19 protein-coding genes and 1 riboswitch are annotated in these 26,300 nt (G+C 34.3%); of the genes, 6 read left to right on the top strand and 13 right to left on the bottom strand.

The features are described from left to right. Positions 1–3: 3 nt before the first annotated feature. The 10 genes from BM137_RS02335 to BM137_RS02290 all read right to left on the bottom strand — a co-directional run bounded on the left by BM137_RS02335 (position 4) and on the right by BM137_RS02290 (position 17,765). Positions 4–3,735, bottom strand: coding sequence for a GW dipeptide domain-containing protein (locus BM137_RS02335; protein ID WP_092479531.1), 3,732 nt, complete (start codon positions 3,733–3,735; stop codon positions 4–6). Between the two features lie 244 nt (positions 3,736–3,979). Continuing rightward, positions 3,980–4,918 carry a glycosyltransferase family 2 protein gene (locus tag BM137_RS02330; RefSeq protein WP_092479530.1) on the bottom strand — a complete coding sequence of 313 codons (939 nt, stop codon included), beginning with the start codon at positions 4,916–4,918 and terminating at the stop codon, positions 3,980–3,982. Further along, entirely contained in the window at positions 4,915–7,686 is a 2,772-nt protein-coding gene (locus BM137_RS02325; protein WP_092479529.1) for a YfhO family protein, read from the bottom strand. The genes BM137_RS02330 and BM137_RS02325 overlap by 4 nt, the downstream gene beginning before the upstream one ends. 339 nt (positions 7,687–8,025) lie before the next feature. After that, positions 8,026–11,640 (bottom strand): CDP-glycerol glycerophosphotransferase family protein, encoded by a 3,615-nt coding sequence (locus BM137_RS02320; RefSeq protein ID WP_092479528.1) that lies wholly within the window; start codon positions 11,638–11,640, stop codon positions 8,026–8,028. Positions 11,641–11,667: 27 nt separating this feature from the next. Continuing rightward, positions 11,668–12,837 carry a CDP-glycerol glycerophosphotransferase family protein gene (locus BM137_RS02315; RefSeq protein ID WP_092479527.1) on the bottom strand — a complete coding sequence of 390 codons (1,170 nt, stop codon included), beginning with the start codon at positions 12,835–12,837 and terminating at the stop codon, positions 11,668–11,670. Between the two features lie 6 nt (positions 12,838–12,843). Continuing rightward, on the bottom strand, positions 12,844–13,290 hold the full coding sequence (gene tagD / locus BM137_RS02310) for a glycerol-3-phosphate cytidylyltransferase (RefSeq protein ID WP_092479526.1): 447 nt from the start codon (positions 13,288–13,290) through the stop codon (positions 12,844–12,846). 41 nt (positions 13,291–13,331) lie between these two features. Next, positions 13,332–14,141: an ABC transporter permease gene (locus BM137_RS02305; protein WP_092479525.1), complete on the bottom strand. Its 810-nt coding sequence runs from the start codon at positions 14,139–14,141 to the stop codon at positions 13,332–13,334. 26 nt (positions 14,142–14,167) lie between these two features. Further along, positions 14,168–15,292 carry a CDP-glycerol glycerophosphotransferase family protein gene (locus BM137_RS02300; protein WP_280521782.1) on the bottom strand — a complete coding sequence of 375 codons (1,125 nt, stop codon included), beginning with the start codon at positions 15,290–15,292 and terminating at the stop codon, positions 14,168–14,170. A 67-nt stretch (positions 15,293–15,359) separates the two neighbouring features. Continuing rightward, on the bottom strand, positions 15,360–16,460 hold the full coding sequence (gene tagH / locus BM137_RS02295; RefSeq protein WP_218147485.1) for a teichoic acids export ABC transporter ATP-binding subunit TagH: 1,101 nt from the start codon (positions 16,458–16,460) through the stop codon (positions 15,360–15,362). Positions 16,461–16,748: 288 nt separating this feature from the next. After that, a complete protein-coding gene (locus BM137_RS02290; RefSeq protein ID WP_092479523.1) occupies positions 16,749–17,765 on the bottom strand; it encodes an NAD(P)H-dependent glycerol-3-phosphate dehydrogenase in 1,017 nt (338 codons plus the stop codon). Positions 17,766–17,982: 217 nt separating this feature from the next. Between BM137_RS02290 and BM137_RS02285 the strand changes: the two genes are divergently transcribed. Together BM137_RS02285 and galE are read left to right on the top strand one after the other, a co-directional pair. Then, the gene (locus BM137_RS02285; protein ID WP_092479522.1) at positions 17,983–18,714 is read left to right on the top strand and encodes a WecB/TagA/CpsF family glycosyltransferase; all 732 of its coding nucleotides are present in this window, start codon (positions 17,983–17,985) and stop codon (positions 18,712–18,714) included. A gap of 37 nt (positions 18,715–18,751) precedes the next feature. Beyond that, positions 18,752–19,765 carry a UDP-glucose 4-epimerase GalE gene (galE, locus tag BM137_RS02280; protein ID WP_092479521.1) on the top strand — a complete coding sequence of 338 codons (1,014 nt, stop codon included), beginning with the start codon at positions 18,752–18,754 and terminating at the stop codon, positions 19,763–19,765. A 53-nt stretch (positions 19,766–19,818) separates the two neighbouring features. On the opposite strand, the gene BM137_RS02275 is transcribed toward galE, so the two are convergent. Together BM137_RS02275 and BM137_RS02270 are read right to left on the bottom strand one after the other, a co-directional pair. Further along, positions 19,819–20,742 carry an aldo/keto reductase gene (locus tag BM137_RS02275; RefSeq protein WP_092479520.1) on the bottom strand — a complete coding sequence of 308 codons (924 nt, stop codon included), beginning with the start codon at positions 20,740–20,742 and terminating at the stop codon, positions 19,819–19,821. Positions 20,743–20,823: 81 nt separating this feature from the next. Beyond that, the gene (locus tag BM137_RS02270) at positions 20,824–21,867 is read right to left on the bottom strand and encodes an acyltransferase (protein ID WP_177192468.1); all 1,044 of its coding nucleotides are present in this window, start codon (positions 21,865–21,867) and stop codon (positions 20,824–20,826) included. Positions 21,868–22,032: 165 nt separating this feature from the next. After that, positions 22,033–22,163, top strand: a riboswitch (cyclic di-AMP (ydaO/yuaA leader). Between the two features lie 177 nt (positions 22,164–22,340). Between BM137_RS02270 and ehuB the strand changes: the two genes are divergently transcribed. The 4 genes from ehuB to ehuA are packed head-to-tail and all read left to right on the top strand — an operon-like array spanning position 22,341 to position 25,364. Next, positions 22,341–23,222, top strand: a complete 882-nt coding sequence (ehuB, locus tag BM137_RS02265) for an ectoine/hydroxyectoine ABC transporter substrate-binding protein EhuB (protein WP_092479518.1) — start codon at positions 22,341–22,343, stop codon at positions 23,220–23,222. Between the two features lie 33 nt (positions 23,223–23,255). Then, positions 23,256–23,903, top strand: a complete 648-nt coding sequence (gene ehuC / locus BM137_RS02260) for an ectoine/hydroxyectoine ABC transporter permease subunit EhuC (RefSeq protein WP_092479517.1) — start codon at positions 23,256–23,258, stop codon at positions 23,901–23,903. Between the two features lie 3 nt (positions 23,904–23,906). Further along, positions 23,907–24,566: an ectoine/hydroxyectoine ABC transporter permease subunit EhuD gene (ehuD, locus tag BM137_RS11255; RefSeq protein WP_177192467.1), complete on the top strand. Its 660-nt coding sequence runs from the start codon at positions 23,907–23,909 to the stop codon at positions 24,564–24,566. A gap of 15 nt (positions 24,567–24,581) precedes the next feature. Beyond that, positions 24,582–25,364, top strand: a complete 783-nt coding sequence (gene ehuA, locus BM137_RS11250; RefSeq protein WP_177192466.1) for an ectoine/hydroxyectoine ABC transporter ATP-binding protein EhuA — start codon at positions 24,582–24,584, stop codon at positions 25,362–25,364. Positions 25,365–25,451: 87 nt separating this feature from the next. On the opposite strand, the gene map is transcribed toward ehuA, so the two are convergent. Further along, positions 25,452–26,207, bottom strand: a complete 756-nt coding sequence (map, locus tag BM137_RS02250; RefSeq protein ID WP_092479516.1) for a type I methionyl aminopeptidase — start codon at positions 26,205–26,207, stop codon at positions 25,452–25,454. Between the last annotated feature and the right edge of the window lie 93 nt (positions 26,208–26,300).

The following is a 26,300-nucleotide window of genomic DNA, read 5'->3' as shown; positions in this document are numbered from 1 at the left end:
ACTTTATTTAACTAATCTGAAATACTCTTTGATCCCATTCGTAATACCATTTGCTAATTTTTCTTGGTAACTGTTTGTTACCATCTTGTTTCTTTCGCTATTATTATCAATAAAACCAATCTCAGTTAATACTGCTGGCATCCCAGTTTCACGAAGTACATGGAAATTAGCTATTTTAGTTCCTCTATTCTTTTCTTTTGGAGTACTTGTAGCACTAATTAAAGATTTTTGAATGTAGCTTGATAGAGTATTGCTCTTCAACATTCTATTACGATCGTTCGCAACGATAGGATTTTTCGCACTTCCTTTTAAGTCATAAGAGAAAGTTTCAATACCACTAGTAATTCCATTAAATGAATTAGTATGAATACTTACAAAGATATCAGCATTCGATATATTTGCGATTCTTGCTCTTTCAGATAAAGCAATAAAAGTATCATTAGTTCTTGTCATAATAACTTCGTATCCAGCTGCTTTTAGTTTGCTTTGAACTTTTTTCGCAACGGATAAATTAAGATCTTTTTCTCTAACGCCAACTCTTTGAGCTCCAGGATCTGATCCACCATGTCCTGCATCAATTACAACGACCTTTTTATTCGGATCTAGTTTTTTCAATGCAGCTTTATCGATCCAACCTAGTTCTTTACCATTGAAAGCAATCAATGCCCATGTTGCACGTCGGGTTTTAGCTTCTTTTTTAACAGTTATTTCTGCTCCAAAATAATCTTTTGAATAGTAAGCTGTTTTATATCCTTCAGTTCCCCAAGGCTTTGTATTAATCCCATCGTTAGTTCTTACAATGCGAGCTTTATAATCTGCCACATTAGTTTGTGACGTGATTTTTTCAACGTCTAAACCATTTTTATCAATCCAACCTAATTCTTTTCCATTTAGACTGATTAATGCCCAAGTTGCACGGGGTGTTACAGCTTCTCTGATAACTTTAATTTCTTTACCTAGATAAGCAGAAGACATTGAAACCAATTCATATCCTTCTGTTCCCCAAGGTTTTGTATTAATTCCATCATTTGAACGTTTAATTTTTGCTTGGTAATTGATATTCTTGGTAGAAGTTATTTTTTCAACTTCAAGTCCTGCCTTATCAATCCAGCCTAATTCTTTTCCATTTAGTGAAATTAATGCCCATGTTGCACGAGGTGTTACTGCTTCTTTTGTAATCTTAACTTCTTTGCCAAGATATTCTGAAGCCATAGCTACTAATTGATATCCTTCTGTTCCCCATGGCTGGGTATTAATTCCATCATTTGCACGTTTGATCTTTGCTTGATAATTGATATTCTTGGTAGAAGTTATTTTTTCAACCTCAAGTCCTGCTTTATCAATCCATCCCAGCTCCTTACCACCCACTGAGATCAAAGCCCACGTTGCTCGAGGTGTGACAGCTTCTTTAGTAACTTTTACTTCTTTTCCAACATATTGAGAAGACATTGCTACTAATTCATAACCATTTGTTCCCCATGGTTTAGTGTTGATTCCATCTGTTTTACGGTTGATTTTAGCAACATAATTGACAGTTTTCTCAGATAAAATAGCATCAAAAGTTTCTAGACCATTCTTATCAATCCAGCCCAACTCTTTACCTTTTAAAGTAATCAAAGCCCAGGTTGCTCTTCTTGTTTGAGCTTCTTTAATGACTTGTACTTCACTACCAAGATATTCTGAAGACATTGAAACCAGTTGATAACCTTCAGTTCCCCATGGTTTGGTATTGATCCCGTCGGTTTTACTAGCTACAACAGCCGTATAGCTAATATCATTTATAGATGTTATTTTTTCTATATTAAGAGCTGCCTTATCAATCCAACCTAGTTCCTTACCACCCACTGAGATCAAAGCCCACGTTGCTCGAGGAGTAACAGCTTCCTTAGTAATTTTAACTTCTCTTCCGAAGTATTGAGAAGACATCGCTACTAATTGATATCCTTCCGTTCCCCATGGTTTGGTGTTAATCCCATCGGTTTTACGATTAATCGTTGCAGAGTAATTAATATCTTTTTCAGATAATATTACGTCTTTTGTTGTTAATGCCGCTTTATCAATCCAACCTAGTTCTTTTCCACCTATAGAAATCAGAGCCCAAGTTGCACGGGGAGTTACTGCTTCTTTAGTTACTTTTACTTCTTTTCCAAAATACTGAGAAGACATTGCAACTAACTGATACCCTTCTGTTCCCCATGGTTTCGTATTGATACCATCAGTTTTACGGTTTACAGAAGCTAAATAGTTAACATTTTTGGTTGAAGTTACTTTTTCAATAGACAAACCGTTCTTATCTATCCAACCTAACTCTTTTCCATTTAAAGTAATTAAAGCCCAGGTTGCACGTGAAGTTACTGCTTCTTTGATAATTTTAACTTCTTTACCATAATACTTTGATGAGTAGGCATTCATCTTATATCCTTGTGTGCCGTATGGTCGTGAATTAATCCCATCTGTTTTACGAGAAATTTTCGCTACGTAATTTATAGGTTTTTCAGACAAAATAATGTCGTAAATTGTTATACCTTTTTTATCAATCCAACCTAAAACTTTGCCATTTAAAGTGATTTTTGCCCATGTTACCCCATTAACAGTGGTAGATTCTTCTGTTACTACTACTTGTTTATTGAAGTATTGTGAAGCGTCTGCCACTACTTTAGAATTAACAGTACCTTTAGGCTGAGTGTATATTCCGTCTGTGTCACCAGTGATGTAAGCCTTATAATCTTTTACATTAACAGTAGATTTAACTTCATCATACGAAATACTTGCGATTTCATCTAAACTCTTATCTTCACCATTATTCGAGGTAACTTTATCATACTGAGTTAAATTGTATTTTTGAATAAGATCATTTAGTTTAGTATGATAATCCGGATCAGTGGCATACTTTCCGGTAAGTGCTTTAGTAGCTGCTTGATAAGTTGATGCATTCTCTTTCCATGCACCAGCGTACCGCTTTGGCTCCCATGATCCTTGCGCCCTATTCCAATCTGGTCCATTACGTAATTTTTTAGCATAGTCTACAAAAGTATCCTTATAGGAAGGATATTTTTTGAAATTAGATTTCTCTACTGTCCAGCCTTTTTCTTCACTATACTCTTTAGAGTACTTTGTAAAATATGGTTCTCCAGTTCCTGCCTTGATACCAAACAAGTTATAATTTGGAGCGTAAGCCAGTATACTTGTCCCCCATGCGCTCTCTAAAGCCGCTTGAGCAATCATTACAGACGCATACAGTTTATATTCATTAGCTATTGAGACTGCATAAGAAGAAATAGCATTGATAAATGCATCAGTTTTCGAAACAGTTCTTGCCTTCATGCTAAATGTACTGAAAGTCTGGTTTTCTTGTTCCATCATTTCAACTGCTTTTTCTCTGTTTTCATCTAATGAAAAATATTCACCTACAACTTCCTCGCTGCTTTCAGACAAATCTTCTAAAGCAGGCTCCTGTTGTTTTATAGCATCCTTTTCTGGTTCATTAGGTATATCATTCTCATTAGAATCTACGTCTTCTAATTCATTTATGTAATCTTCTTGCACAGTGTCTGATTTAGATTGTTCACTGCTTTCAACGGACTCGGATTCGTTTTGCTCAACTATACTTTGTTCTACATCGGTGTTCCATTGTTTACTTTCAACTGCTGAAACTCCCGTTGATAAAATTATCGGGCTTATCATACCTGCAACCATAGAAACAATGACAACTTTTTGTATTGCCTTTTTCAACACTTAATAAATTCCTCCTTTTTTAATTAACCACCTTTTAAATATACTATTTATTATTTTTCTTATCTAGGTATAGGCGTGTTTTTTTTAAAAGGTTTTAGTTGTATATGGACATTATTTGAACGTTCATTAAATTGTTTAAGTAAAATTGCTTAATTATATAGAAATAGTAGTATATAGACTCTTACTTTTCCATATACTACTATTTCTAAATTTTATTATTTTATTTGCGAATTAAACTACTTTTTCATTCTATTTCATCACTGTATTCCTTAATTAAATATATCGGTCTATTTTTTGTTTCAACAAAAATTTTACCAACATATTCTCCGATAATTCCTAAAAATAAAATTTGTAACCCACCTAGAAACAGCATGATTATTATAGTTGAAGGATACCCGCTAACATCATTTCCTAAAAACAATGTAGAAACTAAGATATATACCATATATATAAAAGCAATTATGGATATTATCGCTCCTACGATTGATGCAACTCGCAAAGGAAATACCGTGTTTGATGTAATACCATCTATTGCTAAATTGATTAGGGAAGATAATTTCCACTTAGTCTCACCAGCGTAACGTTCCTCCGCATCAAATAAAACTTCTTTCTTTGAATAGCCGATCCACATATACAATCCCTTAGTATAACGTTGAGACTCTCTCAATTTTTTTATACCTTCTATACAGACTCTATCCAGTAATCTAAAGTCTCCAACTCCAGGCAAAACTGGTGTTTTCGAGAATTTTTTTAACATCTCATAGTACATACTGGAACTCTTTTTTTTAAATTTTGATTCTCCAGGTCGCTCCCTACGTTTACCGTAAACGTCTTGATAGCCATTTTCCCATTCTTTAATCATTTCTAAGATTATTTTCGGAGGGTGTTGCAAATCACTATCCATAGTAATGACAGCATCACCTAATGCATAATCAAAACCGGCTGCCATAGCTACTTCTTTTCCAAAATTTCTTGATAGATCAACGTATTTTACTCTCTTATCGTATTGTCTGATTTCTTTTACTTTTTCAAGAGAATCATCTAAACTTCCATCATTTATAAACAAAAACTCAAATTTATACTTATCAATTATAGGAGCAATTACCTTAGTAATTTCCTTATAAAATTTCTCAATATTTTCCCCTTCATTATACATAGGTGTGCAAATAGTGACTAATTTCATTTTTTTGAATCTCCTTCAGCTACTGTTTTTTTACGATTGGTGATTGGTTTTAATAATAAGAGCACCCAAAACAGAATACCTATTATAGAAATGATAAGACCTATTTTGAATCCGGGTGAATGGTAAACAAATTTTACCTGATGACTCCCTTCCTCTAAATAGACTGATAAAAACCCAATATTAGCTTTTTCTGATTCCACTAATTCATCATTAACATAGATTTCCCATCCACTGGAATATGGAATAGACGTAACTAAGTAACCATCTTGATTATTTTGAATATTTCCCTCTAATTGATTATTAGAGAACTTTATTTGTTTCAAACTTTGGTCTTGTAGTTGTCTTATTTGAGTTTCGTATTCTTCATTAAAACTTTTAGATATCAATTCTATACTTTCAAAAGTGTAAAATCCTAAACTATTTGATTCAATTAATATACTGCTCAATTCTTCTCTATGAATTCCTAAATTTATTAGAAAATCTTCTTGTGGATCATAAGAGGATGGATCATATTTTGTATACTGTTTGATTGTATTCTTTTTTTGATCTGTAGTAAATGAAATCTCGTATCCATCTGAATAATGTGCTCCAATATTATTTTTAAAAAAATCATAAGTTGTTCTTCTAGGTACTCGATTTTTTTTAACATCTTCCCAGCGCTCAGTGAATGAATATGGTATATATTTCAGACCTTTGATCTTTAAATAAACTTCTCTATCTACTAAATCTTCCGGACGTTTGATAGTTATACGATACTGTTTTTTATCATTAGATATCTCTAGCTTATTATCTGTAATATCCGATATATTAAAGTCTATATTTTCATATTCTGCTATATTTTGAATCTCTGAACTACTATCTTTAGTTCTATCTGTCACTATCCCTTGAATTAAATAATCTTCCTTTTGGTTAGCTGAAAGTTCCTCGTAGCTTTCTTGACTAATTTCATTATAATTCATGAAAGCAATTGGTAAAGCATAATCGGTTGAATATAGTGATGCTTTTGGATTCTCAATATCTTTTTCATATAGAAAAGGCACTCTGTCACCTTCAGATTCTTCAACAAAAAGATACTTGACGCCTAAATAATTCATAAGAACAGTTCTGTCATCTAGTTGTTTTAAAGGATTTGTCATAGTGAATTGATTATTCTTCATTTCTCTTGAAAATTGACCAATATTTTTATTTTGAACGGATAAATAAGAAGCTACTTCTCTATTATTTCGAAGCATTGAGTTATTTACTTCTTCTAAATTGTACGTCGCACCTTGTGCAAGAGGACTCGTTCTGTAAAAACTTTCATCGTTAATCATCTTATTCAAGCCATTATATTGATCCTCAATACTTTCACTAATTGTGTTCCCTTGTCGACGATTAGAAGCTACACCGTCTCCTTTGTTACTGAAATAATAATTTCCAGTAACAGCTACATTTAAACATATAATCAAGAAAAATAATGTAACTAAATTAATAGAAAACAGCTTTTCTTTCCTTTGAATATAGCAGAATACAATTAACATTAAGTTGATTGTTAAAAACACTAACGGCCACATCATGTTCAAAGAATATACATTATATCCAGCATGAACCCAATGTAGAGCTAAAAAAACAAGATACGTCGTCGTGTAAATTTTAATTTCTTTTATGGTTACATCTTTGATTTCATTTAAAAAGTGTGCAACACAAATAGTTAATACAAATGCCAACCCGAAGGCCCATCTATTTGCTGGAGAAGTAAATCCATTCATTAGTGCTGCTCCATATGGTAATACTAATATAATAAGGCTACTAACCAGTGAGGCAAACAAGACCCTATACTTTTTCCTATTCAAAAATGTAAAAACTATTGCAAATATTACTATACTAGCAAATGACAATTTGGTTGAATAAGGGAGATGGTTTACGGGTCCTATAAACCCTTTTAATAATTTTAAATAATAGTCTAAAGGATAAAAAACTATCCCATTAGCGAAAGGTCTTTCTGCTCTAGTTGAATTTAGTGTACCTATTACTGAGGGCAAGAATAGTACACATGATATCATTGCTCCCATAACACTGTTTACACCTAATTTTATAAAAACATTCCAAAAATTAACTTTTTGTTTAAATATCAATATATAATTCAAAAAGAAATAAAAAATAACCATGATTACTAGCATGTAGGCAAAATAAAAATTATTTATAAACGTATATGCAACAAGCCAAGCAAAGCTTTTTATTGATTTCCCCTCAAAAACTCTATCTATTGACTTTAAAAGTAACGGTAATAATATTAGAGGATTAGCAAAAAAAGGATGCACAAACATCAGAAGTGTTCCACAAAAAGCATAAAAAACTCCACTTGCTGCGTTTACAACAGAAGAATATTCGTACTTTTTCAAATAAAAAATCATAGTCAGTCCAGCTAAATACATTCGTAGTATCATTAAGAATCCATACCCAAATTCTAAATACTGTTCTGGAAAGAGTACAATCAAATATGAAATTACATCTCCCAATCCATAATATGACATGCTATGTATCACATCAGACCCAATACCTAATTGCCACGTCCAGAAGTTAATAGGCGCAAAAGGATTTTTCAATCTATCTATTATAATATTTCTTAATTCTACCAACATTGGATAATGCTGTCCAACACCATCAAATTGCGCAACGAAAGAAAAATTTCGTAAATAAAAGACGCTAAATACTACCATACTTATAGCTATAAAAGCTAATGTGTATAAATACATCCCTCTTTTGTTACTATTTTTATTACTATTCATAATTCTTTGATTCCTCTTCCTTGAGTAATGTTAAATGTCCGTTAGTCTGTTACCATTTTATTTTTTATTAACTTGTTTAACGTTTTATTAGTAGCGTTAGTATCTTGATAAAAAATATGATTTAAGACATAAAAAAATAAAAGAAGCTAATCTTGATAAAAGATACTCAAGATCAGCTTTAAATCTGTCAATCCAACTAATTTCACTATTTTTTCAAATAAAATAATAAAATATTTTAAGAAAATGGTTAGTCAAGAACGAAACGCAAGTCAAAACATTTCATGCTTTTACTTCGCCATTACAACATACATTTTAAATTGACTTATTTAGCAAGAGTTATTAGCTGTGAATAACTTGATAAAAGTTTTGTATTGCACTCTGGTTGTATTCCATATAATCAAATTGATTCTTTCTTTCGCTTCCTGAGTGGTCTGATGACTCTATGAATTTTATCATACCATTGACCAACCCGTCTACACTATCTTCTACCAACATGCCATATTTTCCATCTTCTAATACAGTTCGGTTTGCGACAATATCGGTAGCTATAATGTCCAATCCTAACGTGAGTGCCTCTAAAAGAACCATTGGTTGTCCTTCATAGTGTGAAGAAAGAACAAAACAGTTGCATTTATCTAGTATTCTGAAAGGTTCTTCTTGTTGTCCAGTGAGGATTACTCTGTCTTGCAGATTTAAGTCAGCAACTAATTCTTGTAACTCACTCTTTAGCGGCCCCTCACCTAATATATATAACATACTATTTGAATGTCTCTTTTGGACTTCTTTAAAAGCCAAAATTAAATTACCTTGCGCCTTTTCAGGAGATAAACGTCCCATATTAACAAAGTTTATGTTTTTAGAAGAAGGATCATCAATAATCTGATTATTTATTTCAATCCCTTGTTCTTCTATTTCAATAAATTCATCTTTATTTATCCATCCGATAAAGTTATCTTCATCCATCAGACAGCAGTATACTTCTTCTCCAATAGTCATTTCTTTTACTACAGAAACTAGAGAATCGCTAAGAATTTTGTCAACTGTTAGCTGTACGTATTCTTTAGTTACAGGACTTTTCAAAATTAAAGGATTTCCTATAGAAAGTTTCCCTTTATAAGAAACATTTCTTTCCTGTAAATCATTTTTATCTGGTATGATTTCTACCGCTTTTTTATTTACCCAACCAACTCGTTCTCCATTATATTGAATTAAATAATAAGCGCCATTTTTATTTATCATTACACGTACAATGTCGAGCTCCTTATTTAATATATCCGGCAGTTCTTCAATCTCTTTAGTATCAGGATTTGATGGTATTTTATTCCAAATTCGACAAGTGTCTAAATTCTTTATGATTCCTTTCTTGTCGATATTCCTGTCCCTAAGTGATCTACTTGGTAAATATTCAATAACTTTGCTGAACTTTTTATAGTTACTTCTTTTTAATTTATTTTTTTCTTTTTCTATATCTTGTGATGACTTATTAGTCAAAGTGTAATCTTTCAAAACATCGAGCGCAGAAGAATCAATCCAGCCTAATTTTATATCGTTAATAAAGAGTAAACTATATGTGCTGTGTTGAGTTTTAACTATTTCTTGGACATCCACTATTATATTCTTGTATTGTCCACTATAAGCCACTCTACGAGAATTAAACAGATTATAGGGTTTAGTCCATAACGCGTTGTTTTTTGTTCGTTTTAACACAGCCAACATGTTAACTTTTTCAGTATTCATAACACTATCAGGAAGCAACTCAAAAGCTCTTTCTTCAAGCCAGCCAATGATTCTATTATTTATACTAAATTTATAGTATTTGGCTCCATCTACTTCAGTTAACCAAGAAATAACTACTTCTTCGTTTTTATATATCTCTGCTGAACTAACTTCTTTTACAAAACTATCATGGATTGGTTTGTTCCAGATGCTTAAATGATCAGTGTTTATTATCCGGGCTCTAGCAACAAATTTCTTATTTAGAGTCACTGGTATAGTATTTATACCCGTATCTTCTTCTGAAACATTTTCATTATTTGTTCGATGTCCTAGTATTTTTTCTGGATTTATAGAGTTAATAATGAAGTCAAATTTATCATCATCAGCATACTTGCCAAGATTTTTTTTGTTCAATTCCATGGTTCCTTTAGAAACACTCACCAATTTATCAAAACGATTATACACGGTCATTAGCCCACGTAAATTTATAAAGTGCGGTCTTTTGCCATTGATTGTTCGCTCACTGTCAGACAAAATATCATTGTGCATATAACAGATACGCTTTTTAGCATTGGTAGCTAGCAAAAATTTTGCCCAAAACAGACTATATCCACTAAAATCAATTGAAAAATCAAATTCAGTTTTTCCAAAAAAACGTTTAGCTTCTCTTTGATAGGCAGCTTCCGGATATGCTTTTTCCAGATAGTTTTTCCCTACACCTCTATTATGACAGAGACGATCACGATAAATTTCATTTAAAGTGTAAACAGGGATTCCATGCTTGAATAATAAACGGGCATGGTCGTTTATTTTTGCTATGTTTTTTAAGGCTTCTTGTTTATTTGGTATCTTTAAAAAGACACTCACATCATATTTATCATAATCTATATTATTCATTAAGTTAATAAACGATGAGGTTATACCATTATTCATCATACCACCTGGGTAGAAAACAATTTTTTCTTTTTTACTATCTAAGTTATTTATTACTTTGATGTCTTTAGTGCCATTATCAAAAATGTAATCTACCAATCTAGATGTGACATTTCCATCATCATATTTAGTAAATCTTTCTTTCATATGATTATAGTTACTTTGATAACTTCTTTTTACTTCGTCTACATGAGTGATTGCTTCTGTAACTTCACCTATGTTATAAAGAACCGGACCAGGCAATTCTTCGAAATCAATATAACTACCTCTACTGTCAATATAATATTCTGCATCCCACATATAAAATAAGATTGGTTTATCCGTAACTAAATAATCAAAGAATATACTCGAATAATCTGTTATTAACAAATCAGTTGCGCTTAGCATTTCATTTGTATCAATATAATCAGGGATTAAAATATCTTTAATCTCTATTATGTTTTTTGCAGTAGGGTATAAAAACGGATGAACTTTTATAAGAATATTGTACTCATCTCCGTTTTTTTCTTTTAGTATGTTCATATCAGAAATGATTTGTTCCATATCATTACGTGCCTGATTAACATTCGTACCTTTCCAAGTAGGAGCATACAAAATATTCTTTTTATTCGTATCTATTTTTAGACCAACGCTAACTAGGTCATTGATAAGTTTAGTTTCTGACGTGTTTAAGGTTAAATCAATTCTTGGATACCCGTCTTCTATTATTTCACCACTATATAATCCATCTAATTTATAACTTTTCAAATACATATCTGTTGTATGTTCATTAGGACTAATCAAAATGGAAGAACTTAAGAAATTTCTTACCACGTTTCTCGAAGTTGCAGGGTTCCCTGGTATTTCAAACCCCATTTTCTTCAGAGGAGTGCCATGCCAAGTGTTAATATAAATTTGCTCTTCTTTAGGTATAAAGAAATTTTGAAACGTTGAATTATTAATTAAATACTTAGCGGTAGCTAAATATTCTAGATATTTAGTCGAATTTCTCTTTACAAAAATTACGTTGTCTAATTCTTTATATCGATTCATGACAATTTCGAGTTCTTTGAAATCTTGCACAGACCAAATATGTTTGTAGTTTTTAAATTGAGGTTGGCTTATTAAGAATTTGAATATAGCATAAGGACTGTCAGTTATGCTCTTTCCATCTCTACTTTCATATAAAATAATATTATCTACAACTTTTTTTGTTTCGTAAAAATTGGCATAAATGCGATTTCTCTTATATCCAGTATTCATCAAAGTATTTTTTACCGGAGACCCAATAAATTTGATTTTCCTTTTCAGAACTTTTTTATTCACTTAATAAACTCCTTTTAAAAATAGTTACTATCTTATATTATCAATGATTTTTTTAGAAGCATTCCCGTCTTCCCATAAACAAAATTCATTGTAAAATTGATACAGCTTTTCTTTTGTTCCATAACTTTCAGCATCTTCTATAAAAGTTTTTAATTTTTTATAAAATCTGTTTTCCTCTGTAACAAACGGTCCTGGTGCATCTTGTTCTAAATCAAAATAGAATCCTCTTAGATTATCACGATAATGCTCATAATCATAAGCATAGAACAACATCGGTCTCTTAAGATTAGCGTAATCAAAAAATACCGATGAATAATCAGTAACCAGTAAGTCTGAAACTAAATATAAATCACTGATGTCTACATTCGTTGAAAAATTAAATACGTTAGGATGAGTCGAAAGCTCATCTAAGCTTTCAGCCACTAGATAGTGCGCTCTAAATATGAAAACAGCATCATTGCCGAGCACATCAATCAACTGGTTCATATCAAATGGAACATGAAATTTATACTTACCTTTAGAAATATAGTAATCATCGCGCCAAGTTGGTGCATAAAGAATAACTTTTTTATCTAATGGTAATCCTAAACGCTCTTTGATGGCTCTAATATCTTCAGGGTTATTCTTTTGATACAAGACATCATTTCGAGGGTATCCACTTTCAATAAACGTTTTTTCAAAAGCGAAACAAGATTTAAAAATTTCTTTAGAATACTGATTTGGCGCTACTAGATAATCCCATTTTTGAGTTTCGGCTAAGAAGTTTTTTTTGTAATTTTCTAAACTCGACCCAGGCATACCAAAAGTATCCATATCTAACGCTAATTTTTTCAAGGGAGTGCCATGCCATGTTTGAACGTATTTTGTTTCTTTTCGTTTTGGCAACCATTGCGGCATACGTGCATTAATAATCCAAAACTCAGCTCTAGCCATGTAATACAACCAGCGAAGAGAAAAACGATACAATACGTTGACGTCTTCCTCCCCCACTATATTACGATCGCGGTAACGAATACTCCAAAATAATTTATGTTCAGCATTATCTTGTTTTTTCAAATAATCATAAACAGCTTTCGGATTATCATCGAATCGTCCACCATATTGAGATTCAAATATATATACTCCTCGTTTGATCGGTAGTAATTTAAAAATATTAAAAACAAGAGTTAAGACAAAAGTAATTATTTTTTGCTTCATTATTTACTAAAACTCTCTTTCGATGTCTTCTTCAATTTTTTTGCTGATTTTGTCTACTTCAGCTTTAATTTGCTTCAAGTCTTCTTTTATTTTAGAAGTAGAAATTCCTTCTGTTCGAGGCAAGTACACTACTTGACAATATTCTTTAAGGAAATCAAATTTCCCTTCCCAGTCGTCTCCCATAACAAATACATCAATATCATATTTTTGTACATCGCGTATTTTTTGGTCCCAATCATTTTCAGGGATGACTTCATCTACACATGACAATGCTTCTAAAATTAGTTTGCGATCTTCCCATGATGTGTAAGCTTTTTTTCCTTTGATAGCGTTGAACTCATCTGTAGAGACAGCTACTGTTAAGTGATCCCCCAAGGCAGCTGCTCGTTGTAATAATAATATATGCCCTTTGTGTAATAGATCGAATGTTCCATAAGTTAATACTTTTCTCATCATTGTTCCCTCCAATTTTTCTGTTTGATACTATAATCAATTTAAATAAAGTCTACAAAACGAGCTCTGAATTTCATGTGCAGATGTGTACCTAATATCAAAATAATAGAAATAATTCCCCAGAAAATCAATGCTAAGGTTGGTTTTTCCCAGAACCATTCTCTTGAAAGAAAAGTATCTCTAAACCCGTCTATAAAATAATACACAGGGTTGATCTGGAAAATTCTAACTAACCAGTCAGGGAAACTACGCGTTTCAATATCCCAGATAGGACCTGAAACATAGAAAAGTAATCTCAAAATCGATTGCAGCATAATATGGTAATCACGAACTAAAATTGTGATGGTTGAATCTAAAATCCCCATAGCAAACAAAAAGGCTATCATACAAATGAAATAATAAATATATTGTAACCAGTAAATCGTAGGATAAACGCCAAAAATAAACATAACGACTATAAGAATGGCCATCATCCACCAATAAGAAACAATATTACTGGCCATATTGATCGATGGCAAGACACTAACCGGGAATTTCATTTTAGAAACCATTCCCACTTTATTGTATATACTATTTGAACCACCTAAGAGACTAGAGTTTACAAAGAACCAAACAATAATCCCGATCAACATCCATACAATGAAAGGGACTCCCTCAACGTTTCGTCCACCGTTAACACCTAAACCGAAGACAAGATAGTAAATCCCGATTTGGATTAAAGGATTTAAAAATTGCCACATCAAGCCTAGATAGTGGCTTTGATAAGTTGCTTTTTCTTCATATTTTGACACACGTCTTATAATTCCAACGTTATCAAATTGTTCTTTTATAATAAGCATAACATTTTTCATGTTGAATCTCCTTATTCATATAGATACTACAATAATTGTTGAATATGTTCTATAAGATGTTTAATAGCATATCCATCATTGTACGTATTCCATTTATCATTAAATTCTACAAAATCATTATAGGTTTCTTTTTTTATTTGAACGATCAACTCATCCATCGTTTGCACGATTTCTCCAGGTGCCCATTCTTTGAAATCTTTTTGCAGCCCTGTTATTTGATCGTATTCTTCTAAGTCGTAGCAGTAAAACAATATATTCTTGGCATTATCAAGCAACGTAAAATCAAAGGGTATGGAAGAATAATCTGTAATCAAAATGTCCGTAACTACTAGTAAATCTTCAATTTTATGCTGACTTAAATCCCCATAAAAAAATTCTTTGTACTCATTTGCAATAGGCCTACTCAAAACATGGGGATGCTTTTTCATTAGAACAGCATATTCATTTCCTAAAGCTTGATATAATCGACGAACATCAAAGGGATAGTCGTCTTCTAATCCATTTCGATAAGTAGGAGCGTACAAAATAATTTTTTTATCTTTTAACTCCGGGTACTGGTCAAAGAAAAACTCTCTTTTTTCATCCATCAATACTTTATTGAAGTAAATATCCGTTCTAGGATTCCCTAACGGTTTTATACTGCTTTTACTTGCACCGTAACTTTTTTGAAAGACTCTTCCCATCATTTCTGAACCTACAATGTACTCGTTAAAGCGTTTGTAGACTTGTTTAAAGCGAAGGTGATCGAAAAAGCTTCTCTTCAAGGCAGTAGGATCTTCTAGACCAAACCGTTTGATGGCTCCATTTGCATGCCAGATTTGAATGATTGTTGTTTCCTTGTTCGGATACAACCCTGCTAAAAATGGGAAGTAATTGTCACATAGGATGATCTTTGCTTGCATAAGAATAGGCACTGCTTTTCGTAGAAAATCTATTGAAGAAGAGATAGGCATCAGACTAACTCCAGCTTCTTTAAATTTTATTGCCTCTTCTTCGCAATTTTTTTCAAAAAGAATGACGATCTCAATGGTTGGGTTTTCTGTGATTAAAGCCTCTAGAAAACCATTATCATTTTTCGGAAAACTCATTAAATAAACAATTCTTTTTTTGACTGGTAAAGGCTTAGAAAGAAGAGAGAAGAACCTAATCAACCATACGTATATTATTTTTTTGATTTGTTCCAACTTTCTCCTTCTTTCTAGATCAACTCTATTTATGTTAAATGTCTGCCACAGTTGTTTCTACTAATTTTGTATCTTCATCAACAAAAGCTACTGCTGCTTCTTGTGTCTGCTCAGTTTCTGATTGAGCACCAAACAATACACTGCTCAGTGAGTTGCCGCTTAAGTGCACCCCAATTAGAAAACCAGTGGCTAATGTTATACCTAGTAACGTCAAGCGTGTTGACAATTTCATACGATCGGTTACTTTTTCTTCTTCAAATTGAGTATTCAAATCTTTTAATTTATTGCTGTCTGTTGTTTGTTCTTCTTGTTTTTTAAAGTACGCACGAACATCAAAGTCTTTCTGGTCTTGTTTGTGTTTGTTTTGATACGCTTTTTTGTCTTTTGCACTTTTTTTCTTAAAGTCATCACTAAATTTTTTGTATTCAGCAGCTACTTCTTCCGCAGGACCTGCCATACGTACTTCACCATAATGCATCCACACAATTTTATCACACAACTTTTTGACTTGATTCAATGAATGACTAACAAAGAAAATGGTCTTTCCTTGTGCTTTGAATTCTAGCATCTTGTCTACACACTTTTGGTAGAAAGTCTCATCACCAACTGATAGGGCTTCATCGATAATCAAAATATCCGGATCCGTATGAACTGCAATGGCAAAACCAAGACGCGATTTCATACCACTTGAGTAACTCTTTACCGGTTGATTAATAAAATCTCCAATTTCAGCAAAATCAATGATATCATCGATGGTTGCATCGATTTCTTGGTTTGTTTTACCTGTCATCAATGATTTTAATCGAATATTTTCTAGTCCAGTCAATTGATTCTTCAAACCAGCAGAGATAGCAATAATAGAAGTATCTCCATTAACTTCTACTTTTCCAGTCGTTGGCGGTATGATTCCTGCAATGATGTTGGACAGGGTTGATTTACCTGATCCATTCACACCTATCAACCCAACTGTCTCGCCATCGTATACATCTAGAGTAACTCCTCTTAGAGCCCAAAACGTAGGAATATCTTTTCTAGAAAACTTAAACAGCGCTTTAACTTTATCTGACTTTTGCTTATATAGATCATATTGTTTTGTAACATTCTCAATACGTACTTTTAATTTGTTTTCCAACATGTTTCACCTATTCTTTGATTGATAAATTTCTTCAAACCTGTGAATCTTATGAACTAACCTATACATAGTAGTATAGATTTTCTTTGTTTTCAACTTTTGATAATCTATGAGATTATAGCATAGAATCATTTGAATTTTTTCTATTATTGATCAAAATTAAGATTTGTTAAGAAAAAAGTGATAGTTTGTTCAACTACTGTTTATTATAGCTGATTTCAAAAAAAATAAAATAGCTCAAAAAGACAGCCTGAAAATAATTTCCAGGCTGTCTCGAGTAATGATTTATTATTAATCTTTTGAATGTGCTTCAGATTTTGGATCACGATTCATTAAAGCTACAATAGTTTCTCTAACATCTGCATTATTGTATAAAACATCATAGATAGCTTCAGTGATAGGCATTTCGATGTTTTTTTCTCTCGCTAATTCATAAGCAGCTACGACCGTCGAAGCTCCTTCAACGACCATCCCCATACTTCCTAATACTTCATCTAAAGAATGACCTTTTCCAATCATATTGCCCGCTTGCCAGTTTCTCGAATGAATACTCGTACACGTAACAATCAAATCACCAACTCCGCTCAGTCCGATGAACGTAAGCGGATCAGCCCCAAAGGCTATTCCCAGGCGGCTTATCTCAGCTAAACCTCTAGTGATCAAAGCAGCTTTGGCATTATCTCCATATCCCAGACCCGCTAAAGCACCCGCTCCTAAAGCAATGATGTTTTTAAGGGCTGCGCCATACTCTACACCCACAATATCTTTGTTTGTGTAGATTCTCATGTAATCATTCATAAATAGTTGCTGAATTTTCTCAGCAGCATCCATGTCAGATGAGGCTGCTGTGATAGTCGTTAAGTCATTTACAGCAACTTCTTCTGCATGACTAGGGCCGGATAAAGCTACAACCCCCGCTCTTTTGTTTTCTGGAATTTCTTCTTCTAAGATAGTAGAAATGCGTTTGTGCGTTTGTTGTTCCAAACCTTTACTAGCTGTCACTAGAATAACTTTATCTGTCAGCAATTCCGCAACTTGCTTAGCTACCATACGGGTAACTTTTGTCGGTACAACAAATAATACCACTTGTGCGTCTTCTAAAGCTTCTTTTAAATCAGTAGTGCCTTTGATATTTTTTGATATAACCAATTCGGGTAAAAAAGTTTTATTTGTGTGTTGTTCATTAATTTCTTTGATTTGCTCTTCTACGTTACTGTATAAAATCGGCTCATGTCCATTTTCTTCCAGCACTTTAGCTAGAGCGGTTCCCCAAGAACCTGCCCCAATGACAGCAATTTTTGTTTTCATCGTTTAATCTCTCCATTCATTAACTGCTTTCTTTAATTATCTACTCTATAGTACCATAAAACGGTTACATTCTGAACTCTCCGCTTTTTCTTACTAGATTGGAAAAGCAGTTTTTTTAGTCTTTTGATTCATTTTTCTTGTTAACACTATTGTATTTTAATGGTATAGTGTTAGAGAAATAACACATTTTACTGGATAGATAGGACAGGAATAACTTATGACAGATACATCAGTAAATATATTAGGCGTCGAATTCATTAACAAAACAAAACAAGAATTTGTTTTTGAGATTTTATCTCGGATTGAAAAACAAGAAAAAACTTTTGCAGTAACTGCAAACCCTGAAATCGTCATGTACGCTCGAAACCATTCCTCTTATATGAAAATTTTAGAACACGCTCATATGGTCATTCCAGATGGAATTGGTGTTGTAAAAGGTGCTCAGATTCTGGGCAAGCCTTTGAAAGAACGAGTCCCAGGTTATGAACTTTTACTGGAGTTGCTGGCAGAAGCGGATAAAAAAGCGTTAAAAGTCTACTTTTTAGGTGCTAAGGAATCAGTTGTCACAAAGGCAGTTAGTAACGTTGCTGCTCAATACCCGAATATTGATATTGTTGGGTATCGTGATGGTTACTTTGATCTTAAGGATGAAAAAGTTTTGGAAGAAGTCAAGCAAAAAAAACCTGATATGGTTTTTGCAGCTTTAGGTTTTCCTAAACAAGAACTTTGGATCAGCCAGTATCTTGAAGTAGCAGATAAAGGTTTCTTAATGGGTGTTGGCGGAAGTTTCGATGTGTTGTCGGGAACATCTCAACGCGCACCTGAATTTTATTTAAAACACAATTTAGAATGGTTTTACAGATTGATTAAACAACCCACTAGATTCAAACGGATGCTGGCTCTGCCTAAATTCGTGATAGCAGTTTGCTTACAAAAAATCAAACATTGATTTAAACCAACTTTAAAAACAAGAAAGAAGGATGAATATGTCAATTTTAGTTACAGGCGGTGCCGGGTATATCGGCAGCCATACAGTAGTCGAATTATTAAATGCAGGTCATGAAGTCGTTATCGTAGATGATTATTCAAACAGTAAACCAGAAGTTTTAAATCGCATTAAAGAAATCACTGGTAAAAGCTTTAAATTCTATGAAGTAAATATCTTGGATAAAGAAGCTCTTGAACCTGTTTTTAAAGAAAACGACCTAGAAGCAGTCATTCATTTTGCTGGCTATAAAGCAGTTGGCGAATCTGTTGCTGAACCTTTGAAGTACTACCATAACAATCTGACAGGTACTATAGTGTTGTGTGAATTAATGGCGCAATATAATGTAAAGAAAATCGTCTTCAGTTCTTCTGCGACTGTTTATGGCGAGAATAATCCTGCTCCTTACACAGAAGATATGCCATTAAGTGCAACTAATCCTTATGGAACGACTAAATTAATGATCGAACAAATTTTGCAAGACATTTATGTTTCTGATAATTCTTGGAGCATCGCCCTATTGCGTTATTTCAACCCTATTGGTGCTCATGAAAGTGGACGCATAGGAGAAGATCCAAACGGCATCCCGAATAACTTAATGCCTTATATTACTCAAGTAGCTGTTGGCAAACGCGAACATCTAAGTGTGTTTGGCGATGACTACGATACTCCAGATGGTACAGGTGTGCGTGACTATATACACGTTGTCGACTTGGCTAAAGGTCATTTAAAGGCCGTAAACAAGGTTCTAGAAACTGAACGAATCGAAGCATACAACTTAGGTACGGGTGTTGGATACAGTGTATTAGATGTCGTCAATAATTTTGAAAAAGCTACCGGTCAAAAAGTACCTTACGAGATCGTTGATAGACGACCTGGTGACATTGCAAGCTTCTTTGCAGATGCATCAAAAGCAGCTAAAGAATTAGACTGGAAAGCAGAATTCACTTTAGAGGAAATGTGCCGTGACTCTTGGAAATGGCAAGAAAACAATCCAAATGGATACACTGATTAAATCAAACAAAAAATGCTCTATTTCAGATTCACTGGAATAGAGCATTTTTTATTTTATGGCAGCATTTTCCCACCGCTTAGGTAAAGTTTGTACCATTCTTCTCTGCTTAAAGAAATTTCAGTCGTTTTTGTGATCGCTTTGATACGATCTGGGTTCATTGTACCAACAATTGGCTGCATCTTCGCTGGATGACGCAATAACCAAGCGATCGCAATGGCTTCACGAGCCACTCCTTTTTCTTTTGCCATTTCATTGACGACTTTGTTCAATTCTAGATAATCAGGATGGTCAAAGAACAATCCTTTTTTCCCATTTCCTGATTGGAATGGAGACCATGGTTGGATCGTCATATCGTTTATTCGGCTGTAGTCGATTAATTGTCCCTCATGCAAGACAGATCCGGCTTCCGTTCGGTTCACATTCAATCCGGCATCAATCATCGGCGTATGAGTCAAGCTCAATTGTAATTGATTTATGATCAATGGCTGATTAACAAATTTTTTCAGCAATTCAATTTGCAAAGGATTGTGGTTGCTGACTCCAAATGTTCTTACTTTTCCAGATTTTTCCAACTCATCAAATGCTTCTGCCACTTCTTCTGGTTCTATTAGTGCATCTGGTCGGTGAAGCAGTAAGGTATCGACATAATCCGTTTGTAAACGAGTCAAACTTTCTTCTACTGATTGGATGATGTGCTCTTTTGAAAAATCATACATGATTCCTGGCACGATTCCTGTCTTCGTTTGTAAAATGACTGAATCGCGAGAAATACCCAGCTTTTTAAACGCTTGACCGAATATCGTTTCTGAGGCGCCTTTACCATATATATCCGCATGGTCAAAGTGATCGATACCTTCACTGATAGCTGTTTCGATGACCGTTTTTGCTTCTTCTACAGATAAAGCATTCATACGCATGATTCCTAAAGAAATCTGAGAAGCCATTAACTCTGACTGTCCTATACTGATTTTGTTCACATTTGTTCCTCCATTCTATTGTTGAAATCGTTTTCCGATTTAGTATATCATTCTTTTTTTAAAAATAGTCAACCGAAACCGTTATAAAATCCATTTTTTTAATCCCGGTACTTTTGACATCATTTTTACAACGATGTAACCCAGTATCGCTACTATTCCTGTTAGCAATGGTACCGATAAAATCGGATTTAAAAGTTGTGTAGTGATGTTCAATTGGTTCAGTAAAAAGATGATTAATACATGGCTCAAATAAACTCCAAATGAGATATCCGAACATTCTTTGATCCATTTTTGTACTCTTTTAGAGAATGTGCGGTGATTGAAGGTCTCTTTAAACCATAGAAATACAGCTAAACTAGTAATCATCACATTAGGCGTCAAGTATTCATATAACCACCCCACTGGTTTGCCTGCCTCTATAGATAAGAATCCTGTTCCTAAAAATGTTGTCAATAGACCTATTACTCCTAGAGCATAAATCCACTTTTTCACTACTGGTGTCACCCCATATCGATGAAGGTAGCTTCCAGCAAAAAAGTATCCCACATACCCAAAAGTAATGTCTAAATTGATCCAATCGTCTGCCATTGTGACTGTTGAACCAATCGGGAATTGCCGAATCGTGGGGATAATAAATCCTAATATAAAACAGTACAACATGATATACTGCATGAGTTTTTTCTCTTCCGAAATTTTACGCAGTACAGGAGTCATAATGTATAATTCTACGATCCGGAATAAAAACCATAAATGAAAGTGTCCCTCAATAAACCGACTGATCGTTTCGTCCATTTGATCCATAGAAAATGAATTAAATGGGTAAAACGCCATAAAAACAGCATAGAAAGACGACCAAAAAAGGGATACCCTCACGATACGCCAAATATTTTTACGGTATAATTTACGAATACCGATTTCTTTTTTCGGGTCGAGAAAAAAAATTCCGCTGATCATGACGAATAACGGCACACAGATTCGGGCCACAGAGTCATAGGCATTGATGATTTGCCACTGGGCTGAATCAGGTTGGTACCAATCAAAATTGCTGGAAGAAATATGTACTACGATAACTAAAAAAATAGATACAATTCGTATCAAATCGACATACCATAATCTGTTTTTCATAAGCTGCTCCTTTTTATCATCATAATTTATTATATCAAACATTTACTAAAACACTCTATATTTGCTTTCCATTTACCTCAAACATCAATAATGCGTTTATTTTGACCCGTTATTGTTATTTATGTTAGGGTTTTAGAGAAAAGTTGCGCAAAAAATTAAATAACTTAGATTGAACTGCTGAATTTCCTAAAAGGAAAATGGGGGAACCACCTTTTTTGGGGTGAATCACAATTTGTGTAGGGGTAGAATTTATTCCGAATCCGTCAGCTTACTCCATAAGCATACGTCTCGATTTACACAGTTAACAACACGCGGTTATTAACTGAACTTTTTATTTCATTAAAGTTAATGTGATAAAGCGTATTTGCTATCTCTTTTAGGAGCCTATGTAAACATATGCTCTTTTTTATTGCAGTTTTTTCAAAGGATAGAAATAAAGCGGCCCATTCTAACTATTATAAAGGAGGAAAAAAATGAAGTACGCATTTGCTAAAATTGGCAAATCCATTATTGCTTTACTCATTGCTGTTATATTTTTAGCGAGCTGCAGCAATGAGACAGATGAGCAAACTACTTTGAATAAAGTCCGAGACCAAGGATATGTAGTTGTTGGTTTTGCCAATGAAAAACCTTACGCCTACCAAACAGCTGATGGTGAACTGACTGGTGAGGCAGTGGAAATTGCTCGCGTTATTCTAGAACGATTAGGTATTAAAGAAATGAGAGGTGTCTTAACGGAGTTTTCCTCACTTGTACCAGGATTGCAGGCTGGACGTTTTGATATGGTCACTGCCGGGATGTTCATTACTCCTCAACGAGCAGAAGAAGAATCTGTCCAATTTGCAAATCCAGAGTATAAAATTGGTCAAGCGATTGCTGTCCAAAAGGGAAATCCGTTAGATTTGCACAGTTATCAAGATACTGGAGAAAACTCTGAAGCCACTATTGCCATTGTAGGTGGAGCGATTGAATACCAATACGCCATTGAGGCTGGAATTTCTGAAGACCAAATCGTTACCGTCCCCGATATGCCCTCTGCATTATCAGCCTTGTTATCTGGTCGTGTTGATGCGATAACTGCTACTGGTCCTTCCCTACAAGCAACACTTGATACTGCCAACAATGACAATATTGAACGTGTAGAAGAATTTGAGCAGCCAGTTGTGGACGGCGAATCCGTTGAAGGTTATGGAGCGACCGTTTTCCGTTCTGAAGACCAAACTTTTATTGATGCTTTTAACGCTGAACTCGAAAAATTAAAAGAGTCTGGTGAACTATTAGAAATTATTGAGCCATTTGGCTTTACAGAAAAAGAACTTCCAGGAGACGTTACTGTCGAGGACGTTTTAGAATAATAAACCTATAAATGAAATCGAAAGGAGCAAATCATGAGTACATTAGAAATTTTAGGATCATTACTAAAAGAAGGGCTCCTGGTAACCGTATCATTAACTTTTTTTTCCGCAATCCTCGCTCTAGTATTGGGATTCGGTTCTGGGTTGGCAAGGATGTCAAAATCAAAAATAATATGGTTTATCGCTGGCACTTATGTTGAATTATTTAGGGGGACCTCTTTATTGGTTCAGTTATTTTTCATTTATTTCGTTTTACCGATGTTTGGCTTGCGCATGTCTGCAATGGTAGCTGCTGTTTTAGCTATCGGATTAAACTTCGGAGCTTACACATCTGAGGTAGTGCGAAGTGCTGTACAAGCAATTGACGTTGGTCAGCGAGAAGCTTCTGTAGCTTTGAATATGACAAGACAACAAATGATGCGCCGCATTATTATTCCTCAAGCTTTTATTCGAATGATCCCAAACTTGGGAAATCAATTGATCGAATTGTTCAAGAGCACTTCTCTCGTATCGTTGATTACTTTAACAGATTTAACGTATCAAGCGAACGTCTTAAACGGTTCTACTCTTGAAACGACAAAAATCTATACGTTGCTCTTACTCATTTATTTTGTCTTGGCATGGCCGCTGACAAAAGGAATGAATGTATTAGAACGTAAACTAACAGAAGGGAGATTTTAAGCGATGTTTGATTTTCAGTATGCGATTGAAATCTTTCCCACGATTCTATCCGCTTTGCGAATCACCATTTCAGCTACTATTGTCGGGTTTATCCTCGCATTTGTATTAGGATTAGTGCTGGCTATGCTGTCACGTACAAAAGTCAAAACAATAGCCACGATTACGAATGGAGTTATCAAATTTATTCGTAACACACCCTTATTGGTTCAACTGTATTTTATTTTTTATGTCTTCCCTTCTTTCGGGCTGACATTATCTCCATTCGTAGCCGGTGTATTGGGTTTGGGAATTCATTACAGTACGTACTTGTCAGAAGTTTTTCGGAGCGGAATCGACGCTGTTCCGGTTGGACAGTGGGAAGTTGGAAAAGCATTGAACTTTACGCAAAAGCAAACTTGGACTCGTATTATTTTACCTCAGGCTGTTCCGCCGATCGTTCCAGTTATCGGGAATTATTTTATTACGATGTTTAAAGAAACCCCTCTACTATCTGCAATCACTTTAGTAGAAATCTTGCAGCAAGCAAAAATATTAGGTGCTAATTCCTTTAGTTACGTCGAACCGATTACGATTGTTGGTATTTTGTTCTTCGTCCTCAGTTATCCCGCATCGTTATTGATCAAGCAACTAGAAAATAAATTAAATAAGAAGTATCAAGTTTAGAAAAGGAGCGATTTAATGACTGAACCAATTGTACGTTACAATCAAGTATCAAAATATTTTGGGGATCTACAAGTATTGAACAAAATTGATTTTGACATTATGCCAGGTGAGAAGGTGGCATTGATCGGTCCCAGTGGTTCGGGTAAGACTACTTTTGCCCGTTTATTGATGACTTTAGAGAGTTTGTCTTCAGGGACTATCCAAGTTGACGGTCAGTATTTATGGCATGAAGAAAAAGACGGCAAGTTAGTTAAAGCCAGCTCTAAGCATTTGCGTGAAGTGCGTCAAAATATTGGTATGGTATTTCAACATTTCCATTTATTCCCACATATGACGGTCTTAGAAAATGTCATGGAAGCTCAAGTAACGGTTAAAAAAACGCCTGAAAAAGAAGCTGAAAAAATTTCTAAGGACATGTTGGATAAAGTGGGATTGCTGGAAAAAGCTGACGTCTACCCTGCTCAACTTTCCGGTGGACAAAAACAACGTGTCGCAATTGCGCGAGCATTAGTAATGAAACCTAAAGTAATGATTTTTGATGAACCTACTTCTGCATTAGACCCTGAGTTAGTCGGTGAAGTGTTGGAGATTATCAAAGAAATTGCTGATGAAGGTGAAATGGCGATGCTCTTGATTACTCACGAGATGGACTTCGCCTTAGAAGTAGCAGATCGAATTGCTTTCTTCGATGGCGGAAAAATCGTCGAGCAAGGTTCTCCTGAACAAATGATCAATAACCCGGAGACACCACGATTAAACGAGTTCTTGAGTCGCTTTAACGCAACCAATTCCCTCTAACTATTATGCAATAAAAAAGAAGAGTCAGACGCATCATTGAGATGCGCCTGCCCCTTCTTTTTTATTGCCACTGATTATTTCGGGCTTTTATTGGTCGCCTTGAGAAGTTAAAATTCTCGGACCATCTTTTGTGATCGCTAATGTGTGTTCAAACTGGCAGCTGATTCCACCATCTTGAGTACGTGCTGTCCAGCCATTGTCATCCATTTTAGATTTCCATGTTCCTGTATTGATCATCGGTTCAATCGTAATGACCATTCCTTCTTTCAAACGAAGGCCTTTACCTGGATCTCCGTAGTGAGGAACAGATGGAGCTTCATGAAGAGTTGGTCCAACACCATGTCCAATAAACTCACGTACAACTGAAAATCCTTCTGGTTCTACATAAGATTGAATCGCATGCCCAATATCTCCAATACGATTGCCGACTTGTGCTTGTTCGATTCCTTTGTATAAAGCGGTACGAGTTACTTCCATCAATTTGTCCAATTCAGGAGTCGATTTCCCTACTACATAACTCCAGCAAGAGTCGCTCAAAGCGCCTTTTAGGTTGATAACAGTGTCAACTTTGATCAAGTCTCCGTCTTTTAATTTTTCTTTACGAGGGAAACCATGACAAATCTCATCATTGATACTTACACAAGTAGCGTATTCGTACCCTTCAAATCCGATTTGTTCAGGAATCGCTCCATTATCAACAATAAATTTGTGACAGAATTCTTCAATATCCCAGCTTGTAATTCCTGGTTTGATAAAATCACGCAATGCAATATGCATGTTGGCTAATAATGTACCTGACTCGTCCATTGCATCAATTTCGCGTTTTGACTTTAATGTAATCACTCTTATTCCTCTTTTCTATTTTTTACGCTATACCATTCTTATCTATTATAACTCATTTTCGAAGGTTGTGAAGAGAAAGTCTTCTTTCTTATT

Origin of the sequence: Desemzia incerta (assembly GCF_900115825.1) — a bacterium.
Lineage (GTDB): Bacteria > Bacillota > Bacilli > Lactobacillales > Carnobacteriaceae > Desemzia > Desemzia incerta.
The sequence above is the reverse complement of the archived record's forward strand: the minus strand, read 5'-3'. Positions and strand labels throughout refer to the sequence as shown.